General features: G+C 60.3%; 27 protein-coding genes and 1 pseudogene. 12 read left to right on the forward strand and 16 right to left on the reverse strand.

Translation table 11 applies throughout. The features are described from left to right. The first annotated feature begins 20 nt into the window (after nt 1–20). The 5 genes from KW838_RS05780 (at nt 21) to KW838_RS05800 (ending at nt 4,739) form a co-directional block, all read left to right on the forward strand. The gene (locus KW838_RS05780) at nt 21–1,148 is read left to right on the forward strand and encodes a glycerophosphodiester phosphodiesterase (protein ID WP_218500661.1); all 1,128 of its coding nucleotides are present in this window, start codon (nt 21–23) and stop codon (nt 1,146–1,148) included. Nucleotides 1,149–1,396: 248 nt separating this feature from the next. Further along, nucleotides 1,397–1,705 (forward strand): PepSY domain-containing protein, encoded by a 309-nt coding sequence (locus tag KW838_RS05785; RefSeq protein WP_102700541.1) that lies wholly within the window; start codon nt 1,397–1,399, stop codon nt 1,703–1,705. A 226-nt stretch (nt 1,706–1,931) separates the two neighbouring features. Beyond that, on the forward strand, nt 1,932–2,954 hold the full coding sequence (locus tag KW838_RS05790; RefSeq protein ID WP_218500662.1) for a transporter: 1,023 nt from the start codon (nt 1,932–1,934) through the stop codon (nt 2,952–2,954). A 199-nt stretch (nt 2,955–3,153) separates the two neighbouring features. Further along, nucleotides 3,154–4,020, forward strand: a complete 867-nt coding sequence (locus tag KW838_RS05795; protein ID WP_102700539.1) for a hypothetical protein — start codon at nt 3,154–3,156, stop codon at nt 4,018–4,020. Then, nucleotides 4,017–4,739: a TylF/MycF/NovP-related O-methyltransferase gene (locus tag KW838_RS05800; RefSeq protein ID WP_007946102.1), complete on the forward strand. Its 723-nt coding sequence runs from the start codon at nt 4,017–4,019 to the stop codon at nt 4,737–4,739. Before KW838_RS05795 ends, KW838_RS05800 begins: the two co-directional genes overlap by 4 nt. A 129-nt stretch (nt 4,740–4,868) precedes the next feature. On the opposite strand, the gene KW838_RS05805 is transcribed toward KW838_RS05800, so the two are convergent. After that, nucleotides 4,869–5,765, reverse strand: coding sequence for a LysR family transcriptional regulator (locus KW838_RS05805; RefSeq protein ID WP_218500663.1), 897 nt, complete (start codon nt 5,763–5,765; stop codon nt 4,869–4,871). Between the two features lie 122 nt (nt 5,766–5,887). Here KW838_RS05805 and KW838_RS05810 point away from each other — a divergent pair, with 122 nt between their 5' ends. After that, nucleotides 5,888–6,646 (forward strand): SDR family NAD(P)-dependent oxidoreductase, encoded by a 759-nt coding sequence (locus KW838_RS05810; RefSeq protein ID WP_218500664.1) that lies wholly within the window; start codon nt 5,888–5,890, stop codon nt 6,644–6,646. 54 nt (nt 6,647–6,700) lie between these two features. Here KW838_RS05810 and KW838_RS05815 read toward each other — a convergent pair whose 3' ends face one another. Then, entirely contained in the window at nt 6,701–7,138 is a 438-nt protein-coding gene (locus KW838_RS05815) for a multidrug/biocide efflux PACE transporter (RefSeq protein WP_218500665.1), read from the reverse strand. Between the two features lie 90 nt (nt 7,139–7,228). Here KW838_RS05815 and KW838_RS05820 point away from each other — a divergent pair, with 90 nt between their 5' ends. After that, a complete protein-coding gene (locus tag KW838_RS05820; protein ID WP_102700535.1) occupies nt 7,229–8,083 on the forward strand; it encodes a LysR family transcriptional regulator in 855 nt (284 codons plus the stop codon). Between the two features lie 125 nt (nt 8,084–8,208). Here the strand turns inward: KW838_RS05820 and KW838_RS05825 are convergent, their stop codons facing one another. The 3 genes from KW838_RS05825 to KW838_RS05835 form a co-directional block, all read right to left on the reverse strand. After that, nucleotides 8,209–9,444, reverse strand: a complete 1,236-nt coding sequence (locus KW838_RS05825) for an RNA polymerase sigma factor (RefSeq protein ID WP_218500666.1) — start codon at nt 9,442–9,444, stop codon at nt 8,209–8,211. A gap of 1 nt (nt 9,445) precedes the next feature. After that, nucleotides 9,446–9,790 carry a YciI family protein gene (locus tag KW838_RS05830; RefSeq protein WP_102700533.1) on the reverse strand — a complete coding sequence of 115 codons (345 nt, stop codon included), beginning with the start codon at nt 9,788–9,790 and terminating at the stop codon, nt 9,446–9,448. Between the two features lie 66 nt (nt 9,791–9,856). Further along, complete coding sequence (locus KW838_RS05835; RefSeq protein ID WP_218500667.1) at nt 9,857–10,282, reverse strand: nuclear transport factor 2 family protein; 426 nt, start codon at nt 10,280–10,282, stop codon at nt 9,857–9,859. Nucleotides 10,283–10,423: 141 nt separating this feature from the next. Between KW838_RS05835 and KW838_RS05840 the strand changes: the two genes are divergently transcribed. After that, on the forward strand, nt 10,424–10,909 hold the full coding sequence (locus tag KW838_RS05840; protein ID WP_218500668.1) for a GNAT family N-acetyltransferase: 486 nt from the start codon (nt 10,424–10,426) through the stop codon (nt 10,907–10,909). 136 nt (nt 10,910–11,045) lie between these two features. On the opposite strand, the gene KW838_RS05845 is transcribed toward KW838_RS05840, so the two are convergent. From KW838_RS05845 to KW838_RS05855, 3 genes are all read right to left on the reverse strand, one after another. Beyond that, nucleotides 11,046–11,534, reverse strand: coding sequence for a GNAT family N-acetyltransferase (locus tag KW838_RS05845; protein WP_218500669.1), 489 nt, complete (start codon nt 11,532–11,534; stop codon nt 11,046–11,048). A gap of 98 nt (nt 11,535–11,632) precedes the next feature. Then, nucleotides 11,633–12,118, reverse strand: coding sequence for a GyrI-like domain-containing protein (locus KW838_RS05850; protein ID WP_218500670.1), 486 nt, complete (start codon nt 12,116–12,118; stop codon nt 11,633–11,635). Nucleotides 12,119–12,184: 66 nt separating this feature from the next. Then, nucleotides 12,185–12,847, reverse strand: coding sequence for a LysE family translocator (locus KW838_RS05855; RefSeq protein ID WP_102700528.1), 663 nt, complete (start codon nt 12,845–12,847; stop codon nt 12,185–12,187). 139 nt (nt 12,848–12,986) lie between these two features. Between KW838_RS05855 and alaC the strand changes: the two genes are divergently transcribed. Further along, on the forward strand, nt 12,987–14,204 hold the full coding sequence (gene alaC, locus KW838_RS05860; RefSeq protein ID WP_007974487.1) for an alanine transaminase: 1,218 nt from the start codon (nt 12,987–12,989) through the stop codon (nt 14,202–14,204). Nucleotides 14,205–14,383: 179 nt separating this feature from the next. Here alaC and KW838_RS05865 read toward each other — a convergent pair whose 3' ends face one another. Together KW838_RS05865 and KW838_RS05870 are read right to left on the reverse strand one after the other, a co-directional pair. After that, entirely contained in the window at nt 14,384–15,736 is a 1,353-nt protein-coding gene (locus KW838_RS05865) for a GntP family permease (protein WP_015096544.1), read from the reverse strand. 81 nt (nt 15,737–15,817) lie between these two features. Continuing rightward, nucleotides 15,818–16,351, reverse strand: coding sequence for a gluconokinase (locus KW838_RS05870; protein WP_218500671.1), 534 nt, complete (start codon nt 16,349–16,351; stop codon nt 15,818–15,820). A gap of 215 nt (nt 16,352–16,566) precedes the next feature. Between KW838_RS05870 and KW838_RS05875 the strand changes: the two genes are divergently transcribed. Next, the gene (locus KW838_RS05875) at nt 16,567–17,598 is read left to right on the forward strand and encodes a LacI family DNA-binding transcriptional regulator (RefSeq protein ID WP_095967915.1); all 1,032 of its coding nucleotides are present in this window, start codon (nt 16,567–16,569) and stop codon (nt 17,596–17,598) included. A 189-nt stretch (nt 17,599–17,787) separates the two neighbouring features. Here the strand turns inward: KW838_RS05875 and KW838_RS05880 are convergent, their stop codons facing one another. Next, nucleotides 17,788–18,036 (reverse strand): DUF6124 family protein, encoded by a 249-nt coding sequence (locus KW838_RS05880; RefSeq protein ID WP_102700526.1) that lies wholly within the window; start codon nt 18,034–18,036, stop codon nt 17,788–17,790. Nucleotides 18,037–18,422: 386 nt separating this feature from the next. On the opposite strand from KW838_RS05880, the gene KW838_RS05885 reads away from it, so the two are divergent. Both KW838_RS05885 and KW838_RS05890 read left to right on the forward strand, forming a co-directional pair. After that, on the forward strand, nt 18,423–19,061 hold the full coding sequence (locus tag KW838_RS05885) for a glutathione S-transferase family protein (RefSeq protein ID WP_008052684.1): 639 nt from the start codon (nt 18,423–18,425) through the stop codon (nt 19,059–19,061). Between the two features lie 148 nt (nt 19,062–19,209). Continuing rightward, on the forward strand, nt 19,210–19,743 hold the full coding sequence (locus KW838_RS05890; protein ID WP_218500672.1) for a hypothetical protein: 534 nt from the start codon (nt 19,210–19,212) through the stop codon (nt 19,741–19,743). A gap of 127 nt (nt 19,744–19,870) precedes the next feature. Here the strand turns inward: KW838_RS05890 and KW838_RS29815 are convergent, their stop codons facing one another. The 5 genes and pseudogenes from KW838_RS29815 to KW838_RS05910 all read right to left on the reverse strand — a co-directional run bounded on the left by KW838_RS29815 (nt 19,871) and on the right by KW838_RS05910 (nt 24,345). Next, nucleotides 19,871–20,410, reverse strand: a complete 540-nt coding sequence (locus KW838_RS29815) for a methyl-accepting chemotaxis protein (protein ID WP_371317820.1) — start codon at nt 20,408–20,410, stop codon at nt 19,871–19,873. Between the two features lie 6 nt (nt 20,411–20,416). After that, a pseudogene (locus tag KW838_RS29820) lies at nt 20,417–21,190 on the reverse strand (PAS domain-containing protein); the annotation flags it as partial. Between the two features lie 609 nt (nt 21,191–21,799). Beyond that, a complete protein-coding gene (locus KW838_RS05900; RefSeq protein WP_007974473.1) occupies nt 21,800–22,813 on the reverse strand; it encodes an ABC transporter substrate-binding protein in 1,014 nt (337 codons plus the stop codon). Continuing rightward, a complete protein-coding gene (locus KW838_RS05905; protein ID WP_218500674.1) occupies nt 22,810–23,358 on the reverse strand; it encodes a sigma-70 family RNA polymerase sigma factor in 549 nt (182 codons plus the stop codon). The genes KW838_RS05900 and KW838_RS05905 overlap by 4 nt, the downstream gene beginning before the upstream one ends. A gap of 195 nt (nt 23,359–23,553) precedes the next feature. Next, on the reverse strand, nt 23,554–24,345 hold the full coding sequence (locus KW838_RS05910; protein WP_218500675.1) for a phosphate/phosphite/phosphonate ABC transporter substrate-binding protein: 792 nt from the start codon (nt 24,343–24,345) through the stop codon (nt 23,554–23,556). Between the last annotated feature and the right edge of the window lie 34 nt (nt 24,346–24,379).

Below are 24,379 nucleotides of genomic sequence, written 5' to 3' on the forward strand. Positions count from 1 at the left end.
ATTGCGAAAGGACCTCGACCATGCCCGCCACCTTTACTAAAAGCGCCCTGTTGTTGAGCCTGTTGCTAGGCCTCGGCCAGGCACAGGCCGCCAGCGAACCCGGCCCCACGGAACTGGCGACTCGCCTGGGCATTCCGTACCCGGCGGTGATCGCCCACCGTGGCGCGTCTTTCGATGCGCCGGAATCCACCGCCGCGGCCTACAAGACGGCCCGCGACCTGGGCGCCGACTACCTGGAACTGGATCTGCAGCGCAGCAAGGACGGCGTGCTGTTCGCCCTGCACGACAACAACCTGCAACGCACGACCGACGTCGCCAGCAAATTCCCCGAGCGCAAGGACAGCCCGGCCAATGCATTCACCATGGCCGAGTTGAAAACCCTGGATGCGGGCAGCTGGTTCAATGCCGCCTACCCGGATCGCGCGCGTCCTGCTTTCGCCGGCCTGAAGATTCTGACCCTGGATGAAATCATCGACATCGCCGAGGGCAGCGCCCAGCACAAGCCCGGGCTGTACATCGAGACCAAGGAGCCCAAGCAGTTTCCCGGCATCGAACACGACCTCAAGGAAAAACTCCAGGCCCGTGGCTGGCTGAACCCGAGCGAATCGAAACCGGCCAACAGCGCGCTGGCGGTAGGCCAGGGCAACGGCAAGGTGGTCCTGCAGACCTTCGAGAAGAGCAGTCTCGAACTGCTGCAAAAGGAAATGCCGAAGGTGCCGAAGATCCTGCTGCTGTGGGTCGGTGAAGGCAGTATCGAGCCCAAGTCCAAGGTGACCTTTGCCGAGTCCGGCGAAAAAGATAAAGCCGCTTACTACGCCAAACAACAACCGAAGGACAACGCCGAATTCCAGCGCTGGGTCGACTACGCCAAGGCCCAGGGCGCCATCGGTACCGGCCCGTCCGCCGCACTGACCCAGGGTGGCGACCAGAGCTACTCGGATCTGGTGCACCCCTGGATGAACCAGAACACCCACGATCAGGGCCTGCTGGTGCACGTCTACACCATCGACGATGCAGTGGACTACCAGAAAGTCATGGACGCCGGCGTCGACGGGATCTTCACCAACCGCGCCAGTGAGTTGTTGAAGTTCTATAAACGCCCAGCGGCGGCGAGCGTCGCGCAGTTGCTACAGAACAACGGCTACTGATCCAGAGTCGCGCAAAACCCTGTGGGAGCGGGCTTGCTCGCGAAAGGGCCATCAGCTTCAACATCCACGTTGACTGACACTCCGCATTCGCGAGCAAGCCCGCTCCCACAGGTTATGTATTTGTGTTTGTATGTTCGGGCACAGTCCCACAGGAATTGATGCAGGACATGTAGAGGGTTTTAAGGGTGGCTTAAGTTACACAAGCTAACCTGATCTCACTTAAACAGATCACCCAAGGAAAGAAGCCCATGAAGACCCTGACTGCTTTGTTCACCGCTGCGACCCTGATGCTCACCGCGGGTTTGGCCCAGGCAAAAGATGTGCCTGTCGACCAGATCCCTCAATTGGTCAAGGAAGGCAAGATCAAGCCGCTGGAAGAGTTGAACCAGATCGTGTTGAAGCTGCACCCGGGCGCCACCATCACCGACAGCGACCTGGACAAACACTCCACTATCTACGAGTACGAAGTCGAACTGCGTGACGCCAGCAATGTTGAATGGGACGTGGATTTGAACGCCGCCACCGGCGAAGTCCTGAAGAACAAACAAGACGACTGATGCCCCCCAGCAAAAGCCGCACGACTTGAAAGTCGTGCGGCTTTTTTGCGTCTGGATGATTGATCAGGCGGACGTGCTGCCGCCCTCATCCTGCAAGGCCTGCAACAGTGATTGCGTGGCAGTTGCCGCCACTACTGGCGTCACAAAAAAGTCATCCGCACTTGCGATGATGCCGCTCAAGTGAACCTGTAAAACACGTGACAGGCGCCTCCCCTTGCGAGTCCTCATGAACCACAGCCTCGATCAAAGCCATCGCGACACGGATCTGTTCGGCCTGCTCTACGGTTTCAGTTTTCGCCCCGGTGAGGCCGGTCGGGAAATCAATTCCGCCGAGGCTTTGCAGTACCTGCAACAACCGGAAAGCGACGAACAGTTTCTCTGGCTGCACCTGAACCTCGCCCATGCCGCGTGCGAGCGCTGGATGAAAAGCCACCTGGAATTGCCCGAGGAATTTTTCGAGGCGCTGCACGAAGGCTCGCGCTCGACGCGCATCGAGCATGTCGACTCCGCGCTGCTGGCGGTGGTCAACGACGTGGTGTTCAACCTCAGCAACCTGATCTCGTCGGATGTCTCGACCTTGTGGGTGTGCGCCCGCAGTCGGCTGATCATCAGCGCCCGCCTGCAGCCGCTGCACTCGGTGGACAAGTTGCGCTCGTCGGTGAAGGCCCGGGAATGCTTTCGCTCCCCGCTGGAGCTGCTGGTGCATCTGCTGCGCGACCAGGGTGAAGTGCTGACCCAGATCGTGCGCAAGACCAGCCAGAGCGTGGACCAGATCGAAGACGAGTTGCTGTCCTCGCGCCTGTCGACCAACCGCGCCGAACTGGGCGCCAATCGCCGGGTGCTGGTGCGCTTGCAGCGGCTGCTGGCGCTGGAGCCAGGCTCGTTGCTGCGCCTGCTCAACCGGCCGCCGCAATGGCTGCAAAAGGAAGACGTGAAGGAGCTGCGCAAATCCACCGAGGAGTTTGCGCTGATCATCAACGACCTCACGGCGCTGGGTGAGCGGATCAAGCTGTTGCAGGAAGAGATCGCCGCCAACATCAACGAACAGACCAACCGCACGCTGTTCACCCTGACAGTGGTGACGGTGCTGGCGCTGCCGATCAACATCATTGCCGGTTTCTTCGGCATGAACGTCGGCGGCATTCCGCTGGCCGATGACCCGGAAGGTTTCTGGATCCTGGTGGCACTGGTCGCGACCTTTACCGTGATTGCCGGGCGCTGGGCGTTTCGCAAGCAGCAGGATTATTAAGATCAAAAGATCGCAGCCTGCGGCAGCTCCTACAGGTGCACAACCTCATCCCGACCAGTGTCTGAGCCGGGATGCAAACGCATTTCGTCGCAAATTCAGGGGTTTGCGCGGTTATTGATCCGGCCCCCGCCAGATTGCACTTCAGTTTGCTAACGTGTGGCCGACTCTTTAGAGACTCGATGTATTCAGGAGTGGAATCGTGAATCTGTACATCAATCAGCTTCAACACAAAGCTGACTTCAAAGAAGCCATCTACGCCGGCGATATCTTCCTGAACACTCAGTTGCGCGCCGCCAAAGAGCTGTGTGGCTTTGCCCAGGAAAGCATCACGGCTGCCTTCGATGGCGAAACCAACCACCAGGCGCTGCACACGCTGATGCCGGTGGAAGAGTTCGTGGTGCTGGTGACTCGTCTCAAGGGTCAGTTCACCAACAGCCTGCGGGCCAAGGAGCTGATCCGCAGTTTCACCGACGAAATCGGTGCCGCTCCCGAGGAGTTCATTTTCGACGTACCGCGCATTCGTGTCGTGCCCAACTACGACTACCTGCACGCCGGCGTCAGCTATGCCTACAAGCCCCATCGCGATACCTGGTACGGCGGAGTCGACTGCCAGATCAATACCTGGATGCCGGTCTACACGATCCAGCCTGACCAGACCATGATGATCAACCCGGCCTACTTCGACGCCCCGGTGCAAAACACCTCGGCGCAGTGGAGCCTGGCCGACTGGATCGGCGTGCAACGCCAACGCGCCCAGGACAACATCAAGGAAGAGGCACGCCAACACCCGGTGCCCACCGAAGCCATCAACACGGCCTCCGAACTGCGCGTCGCCGGCAACACGGGCGAGATGCTGGTGTTTTCAGGTTCGCACCTGCACGGCACCGTGCCCAATTACACACAACAGACCCGCTTCAGCGTGGACTTTCGCCTGATGCACCTCGACGACGTCAGGCACAAGCGCGGCGCGATCAACGTCGACAATGCCTGCCCGGATGTCGGTGCCGGTTTCAAAGACTTTTTCCACGTCCACGACTTTTCGAACTTCCAGGGAATCCAGCAATGACCAAGCGTCGCATCACGCCCGCCGAGGCCCAATACAACGAAACCCGCGCCAACGTCCTGAAACGGGTCGATGCCGAATACGTGGCCGACGCTCCGTTCGTCTTCGCCAACCGCATTGGCGTGACCGCCGCGCTGTCGCGTATGGAGCTGTTCAAGAAGGTCGCGGAAGTACCGGGCGCGATCATTGAATGCGGCGTGTACAAGGGCAACTCGTTGATGCTCTACATGCACCTGTCGATGATTCTCGAGCCCTATGCGATCAACCGTTCGATCATCGGCTTCGACACCTTCGAAGGTTTCCAGAGCATCGACAAGAAAGAAGACCCGGCCGACGTCAACGAGACCATGTTCTCCGACACCGACCAGTCGCTGATCCAGGACATGATCGACGCCAACGACCTGTTGCGCCCGGTCAACCGCATCCCGCGTTGCGAGCTGGTCAAGGGCGACATCGTCAAGACCGTGCCGGAGTGGGTCAAGACCCGTCCGGACCTGGTCGTGGCCATGCTGATCCTCGACACCGACCTGTACGAATCGACCAAAGTCGCGCTGGAAACTTTCCTGCCGTACATGCCCAAAGGCGCGATCGTGGTGCTCGACGAAGTCGCCTACCGCAACTTCCCAGGCGAAACCAAGGCCCTGCGTGAAGTGCTCGACCTGAACAAGATCGAACTCAAGCGCCTGCCGTTCGATTCGTGCGTGGGTTACTTCCACGTCTGATCCAAAGACCTGGAAACCGGTGCAAAACCTGTGGGAGCGAGCCTGCTCGCGAAAGCGGTCTGACATTCAGCATCGATGTTGACTGTCACGCAGCCATCGCGAGCAAGCTCGCTCCCACAAGGGTTAACATCAAATGGCCGAGCGGATCACCTCCCCCAGCCAATCCATGAACACCCTCACCCGCAACGGCAAATGCCGCTGCCGGGCATAGAGCAGCGACGCCTCCATGGACGGCGCATTGAACGGCGACAACACCTCGACCAGTTCACCGCTTTGCAGGTATTGCTGCATGCCCATTCTCGGCGCCTGAATCAGGCCGAAACCACCCAGACAGGCGGCCTCATAGGCATCGGTGCTGTTGACCGTGACACTGCCGGCCATCGGCAGTCGCTGCACCTGCCCCTTGTCGACGTACACAAAGCCTTCCGAACGCGAACCCAAAACGCCGACGTAGTGCACCAGCCGATGCCGCGCCAGATCCTCCAGCCGCTCGGGCACGCCATAGCGCTGCAGATACGCAGGGCTGGCGCAATTGACCATGGTGAAGTCACACAGGTGTCGCGCCACCACCGATTGGTCCGGCTGGGCGCCGATGCGCAGCACGCAATCGAACCCTTCGGCGAGCAGATCGACACGACGGTCGGTGCTGCTGATTTCCAGCTCAAGCAGCGGGTGCTGCGCCATGAACGCCGGCAGGCGCGGCATGATCACGCGACGGGCGAGAATGTTCGGCAGGTCGATGCGAATGCGCCCCACCAGCGATGCCTCGTTCTGGCGAAACAAGCCCTCGATTTCGTCCATGTGCGACAACAGGTCCTTGCTGCGCTCATACAACACCAGGCCATCCTGGGTCGCCTGGACCTTGCGCGTGGTGCGTTGCAACAACCGGGTGCCGAGCAATGCCTCCAGCGCCTGCACATGCTCGGACACCGTGGATCTGGGCAGCCCCAGACTTTCTCCGGCGAGGGTAAAACTCGACATCTCGCTGACACGGACAAAGGTGCGCAGCAGTTCCAGTTTGTTCATCGACCTGCTCTTTTATTGTTCGGTTTATCCGACCAGTGATTCCGATTTCACTCTGTTTATCACCCCTTCGCGGATAAATAAACTTCCTCACATCAACCGCCCACTGCTCCTGAGGAAGTCCCATGAACCGTAAAATCGCACTGATCACCGGCGCCAGCCGCGGCCTCGGTAAAAACGCCGCCCTGCATCTGGTTGCCCAAGGCATCGACATCATCGGCACCTACAACAGCCGCGCCGATGAAGCGCAGGCACTGGTGGCCGAGATCGAAAGCCTGGGCGGTCGCGCCGTCATGCTGCAACTGGACGTTGCCCGGAGTGAAAGCTTCAGTGCCTTCGCCAGCGAAGTCGCGAAGGTCCTGCACAGCCACTTCGAGCGCGAGGGTTTCGATTTTCTGATCAACAACGCCGGGATCGGCCTGCACGCCAACTTCGTCGACACCACCGTCGAGCAGTTCGACCAGCTGGTGAACATCCAACTCAAGGGGCCGTTTTTCCTCACGCAAAGTTTGTTGCCATTGCTCAATGACGGCGGGCGCATCATCAACATTTCCAGTGGCCTGACCCGTTTCAGCCTGCCGGGCCACAGTGCCTATGCGGCGATGAAAGGCGCGATGGAAGTGCTGACCCGCTACCAGGCCAAGGAACTCGGTGTGCGCAACATCGCGGTGAATATCCTCGCACCCGGCGCGATTGAAACCGATTTCGGCGGTGGCGCCGTGCGCGACAACCCCGGGTTGAACACCCTGGTGGCGAACAACACCGCCCTGGGTCGCGCCGGTCTGCCGGATGACATCGGCGCCGCGATTGCGCTGCTGCTCGCGCCGGGCAGCCAGTGGATCAATGGCCAGCGCATCGAGGCGTCGGGGGGGATGTTTTTGTAAGATCAAAAGATCGCAGCTTTGTAGGAGCTGCCGCAGGCTGCGATCTTTTTTACGTTACTGCGCACAAGACTGGCGCAGCACCACCCGCTCCCGAACCACGTCATACCCCCAGTGGTACACGTAGGTGTACGGCAGGAAGAACAGCAACACGCCGATATCCAGCAGGAACGCCTGCCACAGGCTGACATTCAGCCACCAGGCAATCAGCGGCACGCCAAGCGCGACCAGACCGCCTTCGAACAACAGCGCATGCACCACGCGGACCCAGGCGTTGTGGGCGATGGCGAGGCGCTTGAGCACCCGGTCGAACATACCGTTGAAGACCACGTTCCAGGCCAGGGCCAGGGCGGCGATAAGGACGGTGACCATGCCCATTTCCAGCATCGGCTTCTTCATGATCCAGGCCAGCAGCGGGGTACAGATCAGAATGGCCAGCAGTTCAAAACCGATGGCTTGGAAAATACGTTCAGTAATGGATTTGTTGGCGCTCATGGCCGTACTCCCTTGAGTGACTGTGGTTGCCATGATCTGTCATCACGCCGATACTTCATAACCAATAACCATCGATCAAGGCGATAGTTCATGGCTTCTCACGAAGTGTTGCTGGCGTTTGTCGAAGCGGCCACCCAAGGCTCGTTTTCCGCCGCGGCGCGCAAGCTGGGCCGCAGCCAGTCGACCATCAGCGCGGCGGTGGCCAGCCTGGAAATCGACCTCAACCTGACGCTGTTCGACCGCAGCAGCCGCAAGCCCGGGCTGACCCCGGCCGGACGCGTCATGCTGCAACGGGCCGAAGACATCCTGGCCGCCAGCAGTCGTCTGGAAATGACCGCCCGCCAACTGTCCCAAGGGGTGGAAGCGAAGCTGACGGTGGCGCTGTCCGACACCTATCAATCGGACCGTTTCGAGGCGTCACTCAGTGCCTTCGAGCAGCGTTACCCGGACCTTGAACTCGAATGCCTGATCGCCGAATGCGATGACCTGGTGTCGCTGGTGCAAAGCGGCCGGGCGCAGATTGCCTTCGCCGAAATGCAGGACAGTTACCCGCCGGACCTGGTCAGTTCGACGGTGGACGAGCGCACGGAAATCGCTCTGTTCGTGTCCCCTACCCACCCGCTGACAAGGCTGGACTACGTCGATCAGGATGTACTGCAACAACACCGCGAACTGCGCCTGGCCACCATCATCAATCCCTATGAAAGTCGGGCGAAGGGCCGCGTCTGGTCGGCGCCGAGTTATCTGATGCTGCTGGAAATGGCCCAGGGCGGATTCGGCTGGGCACCGTTGCCCCGTTGGCTGGTGGAGCGCTTCGGGCCCGGGACCTTGCAGGAACTGGTGGTGCGCGGCTGGCCGAAAACGGTGTCGGTGGATGCGTTGTGGTCGCGACTGAATCCGCCGGGGCCGGCGGGGAGCTGGTTGCTGGGCAAGATGCTGGAATGAAGGTCCTTCGGCCCTTATCGCGAGCAAGCTCGCTCCCACAGGTTATTGTGTCTGGTCACAAAATTTGTGTACACCACTGCCCCTGTGGGAGCGAGCTTGCTCGCGATGAGGCCAGTACAGCCGCATCAATCCAGCGCCTTGAGCCTGTCTTCAATAAACCGCCGCTCCGGCTCCTGCCGGGTCAACGCCAGTGCCCGTTCCCACGCCGCCCGCGCCTCTGGCTTACGACCCAGTTGCCGACAAAACTCCGCCCGCGCCGAATGCGCCAGGTGGTAATCCAGCAGTTCGCCCCGCGCCAGAATGGCGTCGACCAGCGTCAGCCCCGCCTGCGGTCCATCGCGTTGCGAAATCGCCGCCGCACGATTCAACTCGATCACCGGCGACGGCACCGCCCGCAGCAGCACGTCATACAGGCCGACAATCTGCGGCCAATCGGTTTCCCCCGCCGTCGAGGCTTCGGCATGCACCGCCGCGATGGCCGCTTGCAGGCAATAGGGTCCGAATCGCCCCATGCCCAGCGCGTGCTCGATCAGCGCACAGCCTTCAGCAATCAACCCGGCGTCCCACAGCGAACGGTCCTGCTCGTCCAGCACAATCAACTCGCCGCTCGCCGAAGTCCTGGCCGGGCGCCGCGACTCGTGCAGCAGCATCAATGCCAGCAAGCCCATCACTTCCGGTTCCGGCAATAACTCCACCAGTAACCGGCCGAGACGGATCGCCTCGCGGGTCAATTCCTCGCGGACCAGTTCGGCGCCGATGGACGCCGAGTAGCCCTCGTTGAACACCAGGTAGATCACCCGTAATACGCTGTCCAGGCGCTCGGGCAACTCAGCCAGCGTCGGCACTTGATAAGGGATTTTCGCATCGCGGATCTTCGCCTTGGCGCGCACGATGCGCTGGGCGATGGTGGCCGGGGCCGAGAGAAAGGCCCGGGCGATTTCTTCCGTGGTCAGGTCGCAAACTTCCCGCAGTGTCAGTGGAACTTGCGCGTCCGCCGCCAGGGCCGGGTGGCAGCAAGTGAAGATCAGCCGCAGGCGATCGTCTTCCACGTCTTCATCACTCCAGTCTGCCTGCTCTAGCTCTTCCAGTTGCGCAATCAGCAAGGGCTGCGACGCGGCAAAACGGGCGCGGCGGCGCAAGGCATCGATGGCCTTGAAGCGCCCGGCGGACACCAGCCAGGCCCGCGGATTGTCCGGCACGCCGTCACGCTGCCAGCGTTCGACCGCGACGAAAAACGCCTCGTGCAAGGCCTCTTCGGCGAGGTCGAAATCACCGAGCAAACGAATCAGGGTCGCAAGAATGCGCCGCGACTCTTCGCGATAAACCCGCTCGACCTGCGCCTGAACCGGCAGCCCTGGCATCTTAAGGATTCAACTGCCGAACGGGGCGCACTTCGACACTGCCGACCCGGGCCGCCGGAATGTTCCCGGCGACCTGGAGGGCTTCGTTGAGGTCCTTGGCATCGATCAGGTAAAAGCCGGCCAGTTGCTCCTTGGTTTCAGCGAATGGACCATCGGTGATCGACATTTTGCCGTTGCGCATGCGCACGGTGGTGGCGGTCTGCACCGACTCCAGCGCCTCGGCGGCGACCATCCGGCCACTGCCCTGGATCGACTCGGCATAGGCCATGCACTCTTCGTCCTTCGGGCTTTCCGGCAGCGAATGCAGCAGCTGCTCATCGCTGTAGACCAGGCATAGGTACTTCATCACGCTCTCCTTATCGAACAATCAACTATGGTCGCTGACTGGCATTCTGGCTCGGTTTCCCGACGATCAGGGCTTGAGGTCGAACAGCGTCGCGCCGCTGGTCATGTCGAACGGCGCCGACCAATGTTCGTGGACGATCTGCCACAGCCCCGACTCCTGTCGATAGCACTGCGAGACACGCATCCAGCAGGCCTGGGTTTCGCCCTTGTCGTTGGTGCCACCGCAATGGGCCAGCCAGTGAGCGAACGCAATTTCCTGGGACGGCTCGATGGTGATTTCGTCGAATTCGAAAATGTGCGGACCGGGGCACATTTCCATGCAGGCCTGCCAATGCGCGCGATACGCCGGCTTGCCCTTGAATTGCAGGGCCTTGACCGCGTCGAAGGAGACGATGTCATCGGCATACAGGGCCATGATTTTTTCAATGTCCTTGGCCATGACTGCCTGACGATAGTTCTCGATGAGGTTCTGGATCTGGGTTTGCGAGTTCATGGTGGTTCTCCGTGGTTTTTATTGGAAGACACCCTTAGTCGTCTGGCGATCCGGCGAATCGACAGAAGAAATAAAAATAATCCAAACGGCCAGAATCGCTAGAATCCGAGGTTCTATTCATGTTGGAAAAAGGACACTCCCGTGACAGCTCGACTTGTGCCTTACGAAAGCCTGAATGCGCAGCAGCGCCAGCAGATCGAGGCCATTGAAGTTCATCCGGAGCAGATAAAGTTCTCCGGTGATATCCACGGTGCATTGCACACCTTGTTGTCCAGGCCCGGCCCGGGGGTCAAAGGATTTGCCCTGCTGGCCGACGACATTCCCGTGGCCTTCCTGCTGCTCAAACGCCCACCCGTATTGCCTGAGTGGGCCAATGAACACAGCGCCACCCTGCATGCCCTGCAAGTCGATCAACGCGCCCAGGGCAAAGGCTACGGCAAGGCCTGCCTGCAAGCGCTGCCCGAGGCGGCGCGCCTGGCTTGGCCGGAAATCCGGGGGCTGGAGCTGTCGGTGGATGCCGACAACGAAGCTGCCATCGCCCTGTACGCCAGGTTCGGCTTTGTCGACAGCGGCGAGGCGTACAAGGGCCGGATCGGTTATGAGCGGCGGATGGGGTTGGTGTTTTGAACACGGCCCCCACCAACACCACAAAAACACTGTGGGAGCGAGCTTGCTCGCGATAGCGGATGATCAGTCGACATCTTTGTTGAATGTTACGCCGCCATCGCGAGCAAGCTCGCTCCCACAGAGGATCTATGTCGGGTCAGAGTTCCAGCACCATCTCATGCCACGCCATGCCGCCATGGTCCGACGCCGACGGCTTGACGTAGGCAAAGCCGAACCCGGCATACAACGGAATATGTCGCTCCTTGCACATCAGGTTGATGCTGACCTTGCCCATCGCACGCATACGCTCGATGAATTCGCCCATCAGGCGCTTGGCCAGGCCCTGCCCCTGATAATCCGGGTGCACCACCACCGACATGATCACCACGTGCGGCCCGGCCGGGTCGTGGCCGATCAGTTCCTTGAACGCCTCGTCTGACATTTCCACCTGAAACGCCGCACCGGAGTTGATGAAACCGGCGACGACGCCGTCCACTTCAGCAACGATAAACCCCTCGGGCCAGGTGGCGATGCGGGTGGCGATCTTCTCGCGGGTCGCGGCTTCGTCACCTTCATAGGCAAGGGTTTCGATGGCAAAGCAGCGGTCCAGATCGGCGGGGGTGACGTTGCGGATGACGGTGTTCATGGCGGCTCGGGATCAGCATGGGAAAGGCTGGGGATGATAAATCAGCCGCCGTGGGACATCGAGAGACGAATCGGCTGATCCGCCTCCCGCTGCGGGTGTCATGCCTTGATCGGCAGCCAGAGTTCTAGCTTGCCGGTGTTGAGCTTGGGGTTGAAGTCTTCGCTGTAACGCTCGAACTCCGGCGCCGCCAATAGTTCGTGGCCGGACTGCGGCAGCCACGTGCCATGGATGTACTGGAAGGTTTGCGGCAGGGTGTCCAGCGGTCCCTTGTGTTCGAACACCGCATATAGCTGCGGCTGAACTTCCACCCAGCGATAGGTTTCCGGCAAGTCGTCGAGTTTGCTGATCTCGACCCCGGCGATGTAATCGAAGCCGCCCTTGCCGTCGAAATTGCAGCAGACGCCGTAGGTGACTTCGCCTTTCTGGCCCGGAACTTTACCGATGTGGGGAATGAATTTATCCCAGAGTTCGGGAATGCCTTTTACTGTCTCTTGGGTAAATCGTTCGCCAAGTCCTGCGATCAGCAGAAAGTGTCCGTGTTCGAAACGGGGCTCCGTCACCTCGACGCGTGTTTGCTCATCCATGACTCGACTCCTGCGCTTAAAAATGGGTTCGGCTGGGAGTATAGAAGCCAAACCCGATTCGCCCAGTTACAGGGCGTGCAACGGCTCGACCGCACCGGCGCCAACGAACTCGTTGTAACCCGATAGGATCACGTAGACCGCGAAATAACAGAAGATCGCCGCCGATGCCATGTAGGAATAACGCAGCAACTTGTCGCCGAGCAACTTGCCGCCGTGGCTCGCGGCAAAGCACAGCCCGACACACCAGAGAATCCCCGCGCAGAGAAAACCGCCGAGAAACAGTGCGGAGCTGAGGGCGCCACCGCCGCCGGAACGGGCGATTAGCGTGCCACCCACGGCGGCGAACCAGAGAATGGCGCTAGGCGACGACATGGCCAGGAAGATCCCACGGAAAAATTCTTTGCGATGGGAGTTGTGCCCCACCTCGGCCGATTGCGCCAGCACCGCTTCGTGGTGAATCGCCGAATAAATCATCTTCGCCGCGAAATACACCAGCAGCGCCGAACCGCCGATCCACAACACCCAGCGCACGGTTTCGTACTGCAGCAACACGGTCATGCCGGCCAGCGCCAGTACCGCGTAGATCAGGTCGCCGACGCAGGTCCCCAGGCCCAGGGCAAAGCCCTGGAAATAGCCGCGCTGCATGGCCAGGGTGATCATCGCGATGTTGGCCACGCCGATATCCAGGCACAGCGAAAGGCTCAGCAAGAAGCCGCTGGTAAATTCCATCGAACCCTATCCTTCGGAAAAATTTGTTTACTTTGAGGCTGGACAGTCTGCCACAGCTGCCCTTACATTCCGCCACAGGTCACCGCAGTGACCAGCGTCGCTCGGACGGTTCCGGGCGCTTACGTTATCCGAGGCAACAATGGCCGAACAAGGTTCGCCGCGCCGCTTTGCGCGCATCGATCGACTCCCCCCTTACGTTTTCAACATCACCGCCGAGCTGAAGATGGCCGCCCGTCGTCGTGGCGAAGACATCATCGACTTGAGCATGGGCAACCCCGACGGCGCCACGCCGCCGCACATCGTCGAAAAACTCGTCACGGTGGCCCAGCGCGAAGACACCCACGGCTACTCCACCTCCAAGGGCATCCCGCGCCTGCGCCGGGCGATTTCCAACTGGTACAAGGACCGCTACGAGGTCGACATCGACCCGGAAAGCGAAGCCATCGTCACCATCGGCTCCAAGGAAGGCCTGGCACACCTGATGCTGGCCACCCTGGATCAGGGCGACACCGTACTGGTGCCCAACCCGAGCTACCCGATTCACATCTACGGTGCCGTGATTGCCGGCGCCCAGGTGCGGTCGGTGCCGCTGGTGCCGGGCGTGGATTTCTTCGCGGAGCTGGAGCGGGCCATTCGCGGCTCGATCCCGAAGCCGAAGATGATGATCCTCGGCTTCCCGTCCAACCCGACCGCCCAGTGCGTGGAGCTGGACTTCTTCGAGCGCGTCATCGCCCTCGCCAAGCAGTACGACGTGCTGGTGGTGCACGACCTGGCCTACGCCGACATCGTCTACGACGGCTGGAAAGCCCCGTCGATCATGCAGGTGCCGGGGGCCAAGGACATTGCGGTGGAATTCTTCACCCTGTCCAAGAGCTACAACATGGCCGGCTGGCGCATCGGCTTCATGGTCGGCAACCCGGAACTGGTCAACGCCCTGGCGCGGATCAAAAGCTACCACGACTACGGCACCTTCACCCCGCTGCAAGTGGCGGCGATTGCTGCCCTGGAAGGGGATCAGCAATGCGTGCGCGACATCGCCGAGCAGTATCGGCAGCGCCGCAACGTACTGGTCAAGGGCCTGCATGAACTGGGCTGGATGGTGGAAAACCCGAAAGCGTCGATGTACGTCTGGGCCAAAATCCCTGAGGCTTATGCGCACCTGGGTTCGCTGGAGTTCGCCAAGAAACTGCTGGCCGAAGCCAAGGTGTGCGTCTCGCCGGGCGTCGGGTTTGGCGAGTACGGCGATGATCACGTGCGCTTTGCCCTGATCGAAAACCAGGACCGGATTCGCCAGGCCGTACGCGGGATTCGCGGGATGTTCCGGGCGGATGGGCTCGTCACCAAATCCAACACCTGACCCATATCTCCTGTGGGAGCGAGCTTGCTCGCGATGGCGTCGTATCAGTCAACAATAATGGCGACTGAAACACCGCTATCGCGAGCAAGCTCGCTCCCACAGGGTCTTGTATGGGTCCCTGAAATCATCACCCACAAAAAAACCGCATCGCTGCGGTTTTTTTGTGTCTGTCGAATCGCTTAGACGAACAGCGACAGCAACAGGATAAAGCCCAGGCCCACCACCGACAGGATGGTTTCCATCGCGGTCCAAGTCTTGAAGGTTTCGGCCACGGTCATGTTGAAGTACTGCTTGACCAGCCAGAAACCGGCGTCGTTGACGTGGGACAGGATCAGGGAACCGGCACCGGTGGCCAGCACCAGCAGCTCACGGTTCACGCCCGGAATCATCCCCACCACCGGCACCACGATGCCCGCGCCAGTGATGGTCGCCACAGTCGCCGAACCGGTGGCGATACGAATCACCGCCGCCACCAGCCAGGCCAGCAGGATCGGCGAGATCTGTGCGTTCACCGCCATGTGGCCGATCACGTCACCCACACCGCTGGTCACCAGCATCTGCTTGAAGCCACCACCGGCACCGATGATCAGGATGATCGCGGCGGTCGGCGCGAGGCTGGCATCGAGCCATTTCATCATCTGGCTGGAACCGATGCCCTGCTTGTAGCCGAAGGTATACAGCGACAGCAGCAATGCCAGCAGCAGCGCCGAGATCGGGTGACCGATCAGGTCCATGAAGGCGCGGAAGATATTGCCATCGGGCAGCACCACGTCGGCAAAGGTCTTGAGCAGCATCAGGAACACCGGCAGCAGCACGGTCACCAGTGTGATGCCGAAGCTTGGCAGATCGGCAGAATCCGATTCGCGGGCCAGTTGATCCACCAGCTCCTGGTTCGGATGACCAGGGATGTGCTTGGCAATGAACGTACCGAAGATCGGGCCGGCGATGATGGCGGTTGGCAGCGCAACGATCAGTCCATAAAGAATGGTCTTGCCAATGTCGGCACCAAACACACCGATGGCCAGCAGCGGACCCGGGTGCGGCGGCACCAGGCCGTGTACCGCGGACAGACCCGCCAGCAACGGGATACCGATCTTGATGATCGACACGCCCGTGCGGCGGGCGACGATGAACACCAGCGGGATCAGCAGCACGAAGCCGATTTCGAAGAACAGCGGAATACCGACCAGGAAGGCCGCGAACATCATCGCCCACTGCACCTTGTCCTTGCCGAAGGCGCGGATCAACGTCTGCGCAATCTGATCCGCACCGCCCGATTCGGCCATCATCTTGCCGAGCATCGTGCCCAGCGCGAGGATGATGCCGACAAAGCCAAGCACGCCACCGAAGCCGTCCTGGAACGCCTTGATGATGGTGCCGATCGGCATGCCGGAGGTCAGCCCGAGGAAGGCTGCGGCGATGATCAGGGCGAGGAAGGGGTGCAATTTGAACTTGGTGATCAGGACGATAAGCCCGATCACCGTGACCACTGCATCGAGCAGCAGGAACGTCTCGTGGGACATGCCAAACATTAGGGGTGTCTCCTGGTTGTTGTTGTTATTAAAGCGGGTTAATCAGAAGCCGCGAGGACAGCGCTGTCTTTGCAAGCACAGTCATACCGCCCGCTTCAGGCCGTTCGCCTGCCACCAGACATGAGCCTGCGCAGCCAGTTGCTCGACGCTATGGGTCGAAGCATCCAGCGCCAGGGTCAACGGCTCGCCGACGGGCGATTCGAGGGTGGCGAACTGGCTGTCGATCAGGGTCGACGGCATGAAGTGGCCCGGCCGATGGGACACGCGGTCGGCGGCCACCTCGGGGGTCAACTCAAGGAACACGAAGCCCAGGCCCGGCAAGGCGCTGCGCAGACGTTCGCGATAGATGTGTTTGAGCGCCGAACAGGTCAGCACCGGGCGCTCGCCCTTGGCGTCGACACGGCGCAGTTCATCGCACAGGCTGTCGAGCCAGCCGGCGCGGTCTTCATCGTTCAGGGGGATCCCCGCGCTCATCTTTTCGATATTGGCGGCAGGGTGGAAAGAGTCGCCTTCAATGGCCGTAGCGCCGCTCAGTTGGCACAAGGCCTCGCTGACGCACGTCTTGCCGCAACCGGCAACGCCCATGATGACCAGGGCGGTGATGGGATGGTTCATGTAACACCTCAGCGCGCAGACAGCGCTACCTTTGCCAGTTATGACACTAGATCAAAAGCAGAAGTTGCCGACGCCTTTCTTGTCATTTTGTGGGTTGCAGCAGGTTAGGTCCCAACACCAAAAAGCGAGGATCAGGCGAACCCTCGCTCACGCATTTGCAGCTGCATCGAGACAGCGCTACCTTAGTGCCTTGAATTTTGTTTGGCAAGCCGTCGATGAACACAACCAAGAACGATAAAAATACCCGCACCACTGGCCGCCCTACCCTGAACGAAGTTGCCCGACTGGCCGGCGTCAGCCCGATCACCGCCTCCCGCGCCCTGCGTGGCGTCAGCACCGTGGCCACCGAACTGGTGGAAAAAGTGCAGAAAGCGGCGCTGGAACTCAACTATGTCGTCAACCCTGCCGCCCGTGCCCTGGCCTCGGCCCAGAGCCATTCGGTGGTGGTGTTGGTGCCTTCATTATCCAACTTGCTGTTCATCGATACCCTGGAAGCCATTCATCAGGTTTTGCGCCCCAAAGGCTTCGAAGTGCTGATCGGCAACTTCCACTACTCACGTGATGAAGAAGAAAACCTGCTACGCAACTACATGGCCTATCAGCCACGCGGCTTGCTGCTGACCGGGTTCGACCGCACCGAAAGCTCGCGACGGATGATCGAAGCCAGCAACATTCCCTGCGTGTACATGATGGAGCTGGACAGTGCGGCCGGGCTCAATTGCGTGGGTTTCTCGCAACTGGCGGCCGGCGAAACGGCGGCCGAACACTTGCTGTCTCGCGGTCGCAAGCGCCTGGCCTACATCGGCGCGCAACTGGACCAACGCACCTTGCTACGCGGCGAAGGTTTCCGCAAAGCCCTGCAAAAGGCCGGTTTGTACGACCCGGCGCTGGAAGTGCTGACGCCCCGCCCGTCTTCGGTCGGCCTGGGCGGCGAATTGTTCTTGCAGATGATCGCCAGCCGCCCGGATGTCGATGCGATCTTCTTCGGCAACGACGACCTGGCCCAGGGCGCGCTGCTCGAAGCGATGCGACACGGGATCAAGATCCCCGAGCAAGTGGCGATCCTCGGCTTCAACGACCTGCCCATGTCCGAGCACATGGTCCCGCGCCTGAGCAGCATCAACACCCCACGCGAAGCCATCGGCCGCCGCGCGGCGGAGCAGATGCTGACGCTGATGGCCGGCAACACCGTGGCCAGGCCGGTGCAGGACATGGGGTTTGAGTTGAAGGTGCGGGAGAGCACGTAGGCGCGACACAACCGCAGTGAAGTGAAATTTTGTGGCGAGGAGGCTTGCCCCCGTTCGACTGCGGAGCAGTCGTAATCCGGTTCACAGGGTTTAACTGTATAACCGCAGTGTCAGCCTTGGGGTCGCTTCGCAACCCAACGGGGGCAAGCCCCCTCGCCACAGAAAAGCCCCCTCACCTTCGCTCAGTGTTCAATCCTGAGGATCAAGGTTATCCAGCACCCGATTCACCGCCAGTTCCGCCAGCATGATGATCTGTGCGATCGCCAGCGCCGTGTTGCGCTGGCTGCCTTCCAGATACGTTGCAAAGTCATTGGTCATCACACTCGCCGAGGCCAGTGACTCGCAGGCATGCGCCAACAGCGTTTCGTTATTGATGCCGGGTGAGATGGAGAACATCGGGCTGGGATTGCGTGGGGGGTTGGGCGTGGGCTTGAACATGGCAATACTCCTAGAGTAGTGGAGCTGCCACGTCTCGCTGCGATACGAAGGGTGGCAGCTGTACGCGGGTCGCAGACCGGGACTCTAGAACCCGGTAGACCCGAAGGTCTCCCACGCACAGCCGCCATAAAGTGAAGTGATCACGAATGGTGGACGCTATGCGTCTAGAGATACCCGGGCTGCGAAACCCGATCGCTGAATTTGCAGCGACACGGAACGATAGAGTCCGGATACCAGGCGCACAAGTCGGCGGATTCTGGCTTAGTTGTAGGCAAGGGTGCAAGAAAGCGTAACCTGCACAATTCATCTGAAGCCGCTCTCCTACAGCGCCTTCCTACATGCCACCACCTACAATTGCCTGTACGTCATTCTCGCTGGAGCAGAACATGGAACATGCACTGAAGATTCTCGGCAAGGCGTCGTCCATTAACGTCAGAAAAGTCCTATGGACCTGCGAGGAACTGGGCATCACCTACGAACGCGAGGACTGGGGCAGCGGCTTTGCTTCCACCCACAGCCCGGAGTTCCTCCGGTTCAATCCCAACGCGCAGGTGCCGGTGATCATTGATGAGGCCGGGGTGTTATGGGAGTCCAATACCATCTGCCGCTACCTGGTGGGCAAACATCATCACCATCATACCGAGCTGCTGCCTACCGAACCGGCCGCCCGCGCTCGGGTGGAGCAGTGGATGGATTGGCAAGCCACCGAGCTCAATCCGTCCTGGAGATACCCGTTCATGGCGCTGGTGCGCAAGGACCCGGAGTTCCAGGACCCGCATAGCCTCGAGGTCGGCATTCGCGGCTGGAACCAGAAAATGGCCATCCTCGAGCATCAACTCGCGACCACCAAGGCCTATGTCGCCGGACCGCGATTTACCCTGGCCGACATCGTCATCGGCCTGTCCGTCAATCGCTGGCTGATGACCCCGATCGAGCGTCCGGACTACCCCGCCGTCGATGAGTATTTCAAACGCCTGGCGCAACACCCCGGTTTCCTGAAGCATTGCTGCAACGGCTTGCCTTGAATGGCCGCAGGTTGCCGCCCGGCGGCAACCGCTGACCGAACCCCTGCTAGCACTATCACGCCAACCATTTGATTTTGTTGCCTTTAATCCACGAGGCACGCTATTTGCTGAGACCACGCACCGCCATTAGCCACAAGGTCTCTTCATCATGTTGGTCAGTGCAAAACAATCGTTGGTGACCCCACTCCCCAAGCGTCCCGGTGACGAGCCCTCCGCCGATGCCGCCGCCGGTCTTCAGGGCGGCATGCAGGCGGTCATCGCCCAGGCCATGCAAAACAATGTGCAGGCGCAAACCACAGCCACCCGACAGGTGCAGGACTCCGCCACCCGGATCGCCACGCAGCAAGTCAGCGAGGCGAGCAAGATCAGCGACAACGTCGACGAAGCGTTCGCCAAGACCCGCGTGAACCTGCAAGCGACAGACGCCACCCGGCTCAGCGAAGGCTCGGCCACCGCCGAATTCAAGGACTACATGAGCAAAACGCCAGAAGAGCGTCTGCGCGACAGTATCCTGAAAGAGATGGGCATTACCGAGGAAGAACTGAAAGCCATGCCGCCGGAGAAACAACAGGCGGTGGCGCAAGAAATTGCCGATCGCATGAAGGACAAAATGCAATTGGCGCAAGCCGAGAAAGACAACGGTAGCAGTCCGGTGGTCGACAAGCTCCTCGCCTCGCTCTAAGCCATTTGCTTTTTTGTAGGAGCGAGCTTGCTCGCGATGGTCGTTAACGATAACGCGTGTGACCTGGATGAACGCGGCGCGCTTGAGTCCATCGCCAGCAGGCTGGCTCCTACAGTAGTTACCGCGACTAATTCAGTTGCAACGTCGAGTTGAACTGACTGATCGCATCCACCACATGCCGTGAACCCTGCTGGATTTCCAGGATCACCTCCCCTGCCTCGTTCGCCAATTCCACGCCCAGGCCGGTTCGGCTCAGACTCGATTGCATGCTCGACACCGCGCTCAGCGACAAGTCGTGGTTCTTGCGCACCACCTCGACGATCTCCAGCGTCGCCTGGCTGGTACGCGCCGCGAGGCTGCGCACTTCATCGGCCACTACCGCAAACCCGCGCCCGTGCTCACCGGCCCGCGCCGCTTCAATCGCCGCGTTGAGCGCCAGCAGGTTGGTCTGATCGGCAATGCCGCGGATGGTCTGCACGATGGTGCCGATGATGTCGGACTGTTTGCTCACGGCATCGATACTCACTGCGGCTTCGTTCAGGTCGCGGGAAATATCCTGGATGATCTGCACCGTCTGCTGCACCACTTCGGAGCCCTTGCGCGCACAGACGTCGTTTTGCACCGAGGTGCTGTGGGCCGACTCAGCGGCAGTTTGCAGGGTGGTCATCTGGTGAGTGATGTCGCTGGCAAACTTGACCACTTTGTACAAACGCCCCTTGGCGTCGAACAAAGGGTTGTAGGACGCTTCGAGAAATACCGTCTGACCTTGCTTGTTCCGGCGCTCGAAACGATGGGAGTGATATTCGCCGCGGTTGAGCGAAGCCCAGAAATTGCGGTAACCCTGGGACTCGGCTTCGGCACGGTGGCAGAACAGGCTGTGATGCTGCCCCACCACTTCGTTGAGCGAGTACTGCATGGTTTTCAGGAAGTTGTCGTTGGCGCTGATGACCTTGCCTTCGGGCGTGAATTCGATCACGGCCATGGAGCGGCCGATCGCGGCGAGTCGGCTTTCGTTTTCGTGTTCCTTGTTGACCCGGTCGGTGATGTCGGTAGCGACCTTGATCACGCTCCTGACCTGCCGGTCGGGGCCCAGCACCGGCATGTAGCTGGCTTCGAGCCAGATTTCACGGCCGCTTTTGTGCAAGCGCAAAAAGGTCCCGCTCAGCGGCTCGCCCCGCGCCAGGTCACGCCATAACTTGGTGTAGTCGTCGCTGCGGTAATACTGCTCTTCACAAAAGATCCGGTGATGCTTGCCGCGCACTTCTTCGGCGCTGTAACCCATGGCACTGCAAAAATTTTCGTTGGCATCGATGACGATGCCGTCCGGGGTGAATTCAATCATCGCCATCGAACGACTCACCGCCGCCAGCTTGGCGTTGGCCTCGGTCAGCGCACAGCTGAAGCGTTCGATTTCCAGCAGGTCAGCCTTGTGATGTAGGTTGAACATTGTTGTATCACCTTCCGCGCGATTTTTTGATTGATGAAAGTTGCAGGTCTTTCACATCCACCACTACGTTCCGTGGAACAGGCACACGCATCCCTCCAAAAAGAAGGACTAGTCAGGTGATAAACGATGATCAATCGGAGGGGTCCTTACAGCGACACGCTCATCAAGACATCCTTCTCTTGATAGCCCGCATGCGGGCCAGCCCTAACAGATTCGAATCAAATTCCATTTAGCGGACAGCTCCCTGTCATCAAGTGTTGGTGCCTTTGATTGCGCACTCTGGCGGCCAGTCGACCGCCTCATCACGGTCGACATAACCAGTTACAGCTGATCATAGACAGCAACCTTGGGCTTGCAAGGCCACTAGTCGGCCAGCATTGAGGACAAAAACGGTTCAGCTGCTTGTTGGGGGGGATTGCTCGTCGATCAAGGTAGATCAGCGGCCGGCGGTTAAAGCGGCGTTGGCCGCCGAACTGGCGTAAGACTTCAAATCGAATCGCGAGCAAGCTCGCTCCCACAGGATTTTGGGGTTCCCAAATACTGCGTCCACTGCAGTTCCCCTGTGGGAGCGAGCTTGCTCGCGATGGCTACTTTCCAGACATTACAAAACTACAAGCTCGCACTCACCTTGCTGGCCACCTCCCCCGGCACCCAGCCCTTCCACACCTGCGGTTGCTCACGCAAAAACGCTTCGGCGACTTCGCGGGGTTTCTGGCGTTTTTCACTCATCTGGCCCAGGGTCTGGTTCAACAAATCAATCGGCAGGTCGACCTTTTCGAAGAACGTCACCAGGTCCGGGTATTGCGCCTTGAACGGTGCCGACACGCCGATGGCCAGGCTCGCTGGCATCGAGCGCGTGCCTTTGGGGTTCGGGTTGTTGGCGTCGGCCAGGGTTTTCCAGGCTTCGGCGTCGAACGGCGGTTCGTCGAGCTTCACCAGTTTGAATCGCCCCAACAACGGTGTCGGCGACCAGTAGTAGAACAGCACCGGTTTGCCACGGCGGATCGACGATGCCACTTCTGCGTCCAGCGCCGCGCCGGAACCGGTGCGGAAGTTGACGTAGCTGGCGGTCAGGTCATAAGCCTTGAGTTTCTGGCTGTTGACGATTTCCGAGGTCCAGCCGGTGGGGCTGTTGAGGAAGCGTCCGCGACTCGGGTCTTCAGGGTCGCGGAATACATCCTTGTACTTCGCCAGGTCGGCTACGGACTTGAGCTCCGGGGCCAAGGGCTTGATGCCGCGCTCGGGATCGCCCTTGATCACGTACTCCGGCACCCACCAACCCTCGGTGGCACCTTTGACCGTATCGCCGAGGCCGAAGACCTTGCCCTCGGCGGCGGCCTTGACCCAGGCCGGGCTGCGTCCGGCCCACTCTTCACCGATGACCTGGATATCGTTTTTGGCCAGCGCCGCTTCGAGGCTGACGGTGCTGCCCGGCAGCGTGTCGGTCGGGTAGCCGTAACCTTTCTCAACGATCAGGCGCAGGATTTCGGTGATGAGGCTGCCGCTTTCCCACGTGATGTCGCCGAAATGGATAGGCGCCGCTTTTTCCGTGGCCGATGCCGGGTGGGACAACAGGCTCAGGGCCAGCAGCGAACTGCCGAGCAGGGTTTTGATCGATCTCATGCGGACCTCTTGTTCTTGAGTGGGCGGTTCAGGGATTGGTTGGCGCTGTGCCGGTCGCACAGGGCCTGGGAACGGGTCATGTAGTCGCTGACCGAACGCTGGGAGATGCCCAGCGCAGCGGCAATTTGCGGATAGGTCAGGCCATCGATCCGCGACAGCAGGAAGGTCGAGCGCACTTTGCCAGGCAGCCGCTGAAGACTGCGCTCCACACGGGTCAGGGTCTGGGACCGTTGAGCCAGCTCCTCCGGTGATTCGGCGTGGATCGGCTCGGCCTGTTGCAGTTGTTGAAGGTACTGGCGCTCCAGGTCACCTCGACGCCAACGCTGAAAGAGCAGGCGCCGGGCAATGGTGGTGAGCAAAGCACGGGGTTCACGGATGGCCGTCAGGCTTGGCGCCTGGAGCAGTTGCAGGAAGGTTTCGCAGGCAATGTCTTCGACAGCGGCGGCATCGTTCAGGGACTGACGCAGGCGTGTGCAGAGCCAGTGGTAGTGAGCGCGGAACAGTCCGTCCACGTGTTTGCGGTGAAGAATATCGGCGCCGGACATAGGGGCTCCTGGGTTAGGGGTCGCTGAATGTCCGGTGGTCCGGTGAGGCGAATCCTAGCAAGGAGCCTTATTCATTAATAATACTTAAAACTTATTTTTATATTCACTTATGGAATTAAACCACAGGCACACCGAAACCCTGTGGGAGCGTGGCTTGCCCGCGAAAAATGGACCTGTCGACCCGACATTCGCGCCCTATCGCAAATCCCCATACCCCAACGCCTCGGCCTCACGCTGATAATCGAGCACAACCTGATAGTCGCTTTCGCTAGCCGGCAGCACCTCGGGCAACCCGAGGATTTCGGCGACGTCAGGCAACTCGCACAACGCCTGATTCATCGCCTGCAATAGCCCTTCAGCCTGCTGATCGCTGACGGTGGCGGCAGTAATGAACGGTAACGCCGGACTCAGCGCACTGCGGGCAATCACACGCAAGCCGGCCACTTCCTCTGCGGCGTAGCGCGCCAGACAGGCGAAGGTCACGCTGTCGATGGCCGCCAGATCAGCAAGGCCTTCGCGTAACCAGCGCAGGCTTTCACGATGACTGCCGCTGATGCCGACCTCGGCAAAAAAACGTCCGTCACGCTGCAACGGCGCCAACCGGTGGCGCAGCAAATTCATGCCGCTGTTGGAGTCATGGCCATTGATCACGCCTCGACTGCCGCGAAAATCCGCCAGGGTCTGGCGCGGATCATCGACCCGTCCCAGGATCAGACTGCAGTGATTGCCGCCGCTGCTGTCCGGCAGCTCGTAACGCGGCCGCCCCAGCACCCGGACCTTGCCGCGCAAGGCCGTCATCAGCGGATAGCCACAGGTTTGGGTGAGCAGCAAATGCGGCGACAACCACATCTCCATCAGTGACAGGCCTTGGGCATCGCCGCGGGTTTCACCCAGGTGCTCGAGGATTCGCGCCAGCCAGCGTTCGTTGGCCTGGTGGATGGGGTCGGGGGCGGTGTACATCAGCAGTTCGGTGATGTGTTGGGTCATCGAGATAGTCCCATGCAACGAAAATCCCCTGTGG

This window comes from Pseudomonas sp. PDM27 (assembly GCF_019219205.1).
Classification (GTDB): Bacteria; Pseudomonadota; Gammaproteobacteria; order Pseudomonadales; family Pseudomonadaceae; genus Aquipseudomonas; species Aquipseudomonas laurylsulfatiphila.